The sequence below is a fragment of the Pseudomonas saliphila genome (genome assembly GCF_008638345.1).
Classification (GTDB): domain Bacteria; phylum Pseudomonadota; class Gammaproteobacteria; order Pseudomonadales; family Pseudomonadaceae; genus Halopseudomonas; species Halopseudomonas saliphila.
Genome location: NZ_VTVA01000040.1, coordinates 1 through 4,365 on the forward strand (window position 1 = coordinate 1; position 4,365 = coordinate 4,365).

5 protein-coding genes are annotated in these 4,365 nt (G+C 54.6%); 4 read left to right on the top strand and 1 reads right to left on the bottom strand.

Annotated elements, in window-relative coordinates; genetic code table 11:
• On the bottom strand, positions 1–577 hold a 577-nt coding region (locus tag FHK95_RS19815; protein ID WP_150306359.1), incomplete at its 3' end, for a TetR/AcrR family transcriptional regulator.
• Between the two features lie 320 nt (positions 578–897).
• On the opposite strand from FHK95_RS19815, the gene FHK95_RS19820 reads away from it, so the two are divergent.
• The 4 genes from FHK95_RS19820 to FHK95_RS19840 form a co-directional block, all read left to right on the top strand.
• Positions 898–1,389 carry a TonB-dependent receptor plug domain-containing protein gene (locus FHK95_RS19820; RefSeq protein ID WP_150306360.1) on the top strand — a complete coding sequence of 164 codons (492 nt, stop codon included), beginning with the start codon at positions 898–900 and terminating at the stop codon, positions 1,387–1,389.
• A gap of 24 nt (positions 1,390–1,413) precedes the next feature.
• Positions 1,414–2,733: a metallophosphoesterase family protein gene (locus tag FHK95_RS19825; RefSeq protein ID WP_178114868.1), complete on the top strand. Its 1,320-nt coding sequence runs from the start codon at positions 1,414–1,416 to the stop codon at positions 2,731–2,733.
• Entirely contained in the window at positions 2,726–2,902 is a 177-nt protein-coding gene (locus FHK95_RS20540; RefSeq protein ID WP_353743853.1) for a DUF6880 family protein, read from the top strand. The genes FHK95_RS19825 and FHK95_RS20540 overlap by 8 nt, the downstream gene beginning before the upstream one ends.
• A 422-nt stretch (positions 2,903–3,324) precedes the next feature.
• Positions 3,325–4,365 (top strand): IS91-like element ISCR2 family transposase (locus FHK95_RS19840; protein WP_150306362.1); only part of this gene is annotated, 1,041 nt, incomplete at its 3' end.

Below are 4,365 nucleotides of genomic sequence, written 5' to 3' on the forward strand. Positions count from 1 at the left end.
TAGCGTTAATATTTCTTATACTCCCGACAATGCTATCGACTATACCGCTGATTTCCCGATCGCTCAGTTCTCTCTTGACGACGCTGGTGTGATAATGGAGCGCTCCTGCAAGAGTATCCTCGACAAACGCAAGCACTTCCCGGCTCGGCGTAAATGCGCTGATTCGCTTCAAGGGCTGATACAGCTTTTCACTGAACTGGCGACGATACTGATGCCTTATCGCAGCCAACTCGGGGTTTCGAGGCACCACCTCGAGTATCTTCACCATGGCCTGGCCTGGTGTTCCCGTAAGAAATCTGACAATACGCCCGGTGTAGTCAATGAGCACTTCGCGGGGGTCATCATCGGGGCCCATGGCAGGCAGATCATCGTGGTACATATCCTGGAATAAACTCAGAATCAGTTCCCGCTTACTACTGTAGCGCCGATATACGGTATTTCTACCGCATCCCGCGCTGGCGATGACGTCGTCCATGGTAAGGCTGTCGTAGCCTTTTTCCGCCAGCAACTCCCAAGCCGCTGCCTTGATGGCATCGCCAACCCCGGCGCTGCGTGGGCGTCCTCTAGACTGTGTCACTTTCGGGCACTCCTTTCACTTCCCGTCGAGTCATACGAATGACACTTCTTTCCAATATCATCACGTATCGTCAGAGACTCACTCTCAGGGCCTGTTCACACGAAGTCGAGGCTCAAGTTTATGACAATTCCACAATGAAGTCCCGACTGGCCAGACCGGATATTACGCCGCTGGTCCAGTGTCGCCTTCGGGACAATCCGGAAAGCCTGTTTCTTTCATGTTGTCATATTTCCTTCAAACTTCTGCAATCCAATAACGATACTATATCGCATCGTTATTGGATGCCCCCCCTTTTTTTTACTCACAACGAGGTCACAACCATGAAAAACTTGAAATGGCTCCCCGGCCCCCTGGGGTTTGCCCTTTCCGCAACAGCACTTGCCGCTACCGGTGAGCCCTCAAACACGAACACCAGTAATATAATGGAGGTGATTGTAGTAACTGCTCAGAAGAGAGAACAGGAGATCACCGATGTTCCCATGGCAATGAGCGCCTACAGCGGCGAGTTTCTGGAGAAAATCGGCGGCTCCGAGCTGAACAGGGTCGCTGAACTTACTCCCGGGTTCGTGATACAGCTTCAGGATAGGTTCGCTCCAGGGTTTTCCATACGGGGCATCACTACCAATGATATCAACCCGGAGAGCGAACTTCGGGTCGCGATTTTCCAGGACGGCGTGGCCGTTACCCATGCCACCGCCTCTTATGGCGAGCTTTTCGATATAGACCGCATCGAAGTCGAAAAGGGGCCTCAATCCACATTGCACGGCAGATCCGCACTGAATGGCGGCGCCGAGTTCACTGTCAATTTCTGATCAACCCCAAAACGGAGCAATTTCATGAATATGATCAATGCCTCGCTCAAGAGCGGGATTCTTGCCTCATTTATCGCGGTATCCACCGCCGCACCCCTGTCTCTGGCGGCTTCACCGGATGATAAAACGTTCACCATCGCGGTGATTCCGGATACCCAGAACTACCTGGACTATACCCACCAGAAAGCTGAAGGGTTTCCCTTCGATGCCAACAAGCTCTTCATAGAACAGATGCAGTACATCGCGGACAACCTGGAAAGCCAGGGCGGTGACATCGCTTTCGTCACCTCCCTCGGGGATGTCTGGCAACACCAGACCTTGTCCATGGACGAAGATCACAAGGCGCGGGGATTCAAGATTGCGCCTAACCCCATTGTGGATAGCCACTTCGCTCCCACGGAAAAGGCCAAAACCGTTGAAATGCCCAAGGCCCATGAAGGCTTTTCCCTGATTGCGGGCAAAGTACCGTTTTCGGTAGCACCGGGAAATCATGACTACGACGCCATGTGGACAGATGCCAATCATCCTCCGTCTGCCAATCCCGACCCCCACGATCTAGCTACTTTGGGCATGCTGCATCCCGGAGGCCTGGACAATTTCCGGTCTGTCTTCGGCGCTAATTCGGTATTTTTCAAGGACAAACCCTGGTACGTGGAGTACAACGATGGCGGCGCCGACAGCGCTCAAATATTCGAGGCGGGAGGCTACAGGTTCCTCCATATCGCTCTCCAGTTCGATGCCCCCAACGCGTCGCTGGAATGGGCCGCCGGCGTGGTGGAGAAACACCCGGGCCTGCCAACCATTGTGTCCACGCACGACTACCTCAACACCGACGGTGAACGAAAGGCCAATCCGGTGATTGATGGTCATGTGGTGGATCCCATTCACAATAACCCCGAAATGGTATGGCAAAAGTTTATTAGCCAGCACGACCAGATTTTCCTGGTGCTTTGCGGCCATCAACTCGCCCAGGCGACCCGCATGGATAGCAATGCCCATGGCAATCCGGTCTGGCAATTACTTTCCGACTACCAGAGTCGGGCCCAAACCGCCATTGACGCCGGCGTCAAGGTCGAATCAGACCTGGGAATCGGCATAGGAGATGGATGGATGCGCTTCATGGAGTTTGATATGAGCGGTAAGGACCCGGTCGTCCATGTCAGGACGTACTCCACCCATTACGATGTTCAAAGTACCGATCACAAGGAGTACGCGGAATGGTACAAGGATCACGAGCAACCCCATATGACCGAGGCCCAGTTTCGCTCCGGAGATGATTTCAAGCTGAAACTCAACGGCTTTTCCAAGCGTTTTGCCACCAAAGCTGCTCTCGTAAATCAATAATACTTCAGGACAGCACTCCGCCCTCGGGCGGAGTGCTTTTCCTCTTCAGCAGCTGGAAGCGCTGGCCGGGCGAATCAAGGTGTTCGACCCTCTGCTGGAGCATCACGCATTCGTGCAACAATTGCAGTCAGCGCATGGGCGTAAAAGCAGTTTTTGGGCACGCCTGTAGACTTGATGTAGTATTAAAGCCCGCTAATCGAGCATGAGTCTCATACGGATGCTCGGGTCGAAAGGGAATCCCCAGGCGAGTAACCTGTTTGCGGTGATCCATTAGCTGCAGGAGCAGAAGAGCATACATCTGGAAGCAAAGCCAGGAAAGCGGCCTATGGAGCTGTGCGGCAGCGCTCAGTAGGCAATTTTTCAAAATATTGTTAAGCCTTTTCTGAGCATGGTATTTTTCATGGTATTACCAATTAGCAGGAAAATAAGCCATTGAATATAAAAGATAAAAATGTCTTGTTTACAATAGAGTGGGAGTGACGGGCACTGGCTGGCAATGTCTAGCAACGGCAGGCATTTCGGCTGAGGGTAAAAGAACTTTCCGCTAAGCGATAGACTGTATGTAAACACAGTATTGCAAGGACGCGGAACATGCCTCATGTGGCGGCCAGGACGGCCAGGACGGCCAGCCGGGATCGGGATACTGGTCGTTACCAGAGCCACCGACCCGAGCAAACCCTTCTCTATCAGATCGTTGACGAGTATTACCCGGCATTCGCTGCGCTTATGGCAGAGCAGGGAAAGGAATTGCCGGGCTATGTGCAACGGGAATTTGAAGAATTTCTCCAATGCGGGCGGCTGGAGCATGGCTTTCTACGGGTTCGCTGCGAGTCTTGCCACGCCGAGCACCTGGTCGCTTTCAGCTGTAAGCGTCGCGGTTTCTGCCCGAGCTGTGGGGCGCGGCGGATGGCCGAAAGTGCCGCCTTGCTGGTTGATGAAGTACTGCCTGAACAACCCATGCGTCAGTGGGTGTTGAGTTTCCCGTTTCAGCTGCGTTTCCTGTTTGCCAGCCGGCCCGAGATCATGGGGCGGGTGCTGGGCATCGTTTACCGCGTCATTGCCACGCACCTGGTCAAGAAAGCGGGCCATACCCACCAAGTGGCCAAGACGGGCGCGGTCACCCTGATCCAGCGTTTTGGATCGGCGCTCAATCTGAATGTTCACTTCCACATGCTGTTTCTCGACGGTGTGTATGTCGAGCAATCCCACGGCTCAGCGCGTTTCCGCTGGGTCAAGGCGCCGACCAGCCCAGAGCTCACCCAGCTGACGCACACCATCGCCCACCGGGTGGGTCGCTATCTGGAACGGCAAGGCCTGCTGGAACGGGATGTCGAAAACAGCTATCTGGCCTCGGATGCGGTGGATGACGACCCGATGACACCCCTGCTGGGGCACTCGATCACTTACCGTATCGCTGTCGGTTCACAGGCGGGGCGAAAGGTGTTCACTTTGCAAACTCTGCCGACCAGTGGTGATCCGTTCGGTGACGGGATTGGCAAGGTAGCCGGGTTCAGCCTGCACGCCGGCGTGGCGGCCAGGGCCGATGAACGCAAGAAGCTCGAACGGCTGTGCCGGTACATCAGCCGCCCGGCGGTATCCGAGAAGCGGCTATTACGGATCCGGCTGTTATCC

Bases quoted from the DNA above. Each gene is read 5' to 3' on its own strand.
- FHK95_RS19820 (WP_150306360.1), top strand. From the start codon at position 898: ATGAAAAACTTGAAATGGCTCCCCGGCCCCCTGGGGTTTGCCCTTTCC.
- FHK95_RS19825 (WP_178114868.1), top strand. From the start codon at position 1,414: ATGAATATGATCAATGCCTCGCTCAAGAGCGGGATTCTTGCCTCATTT.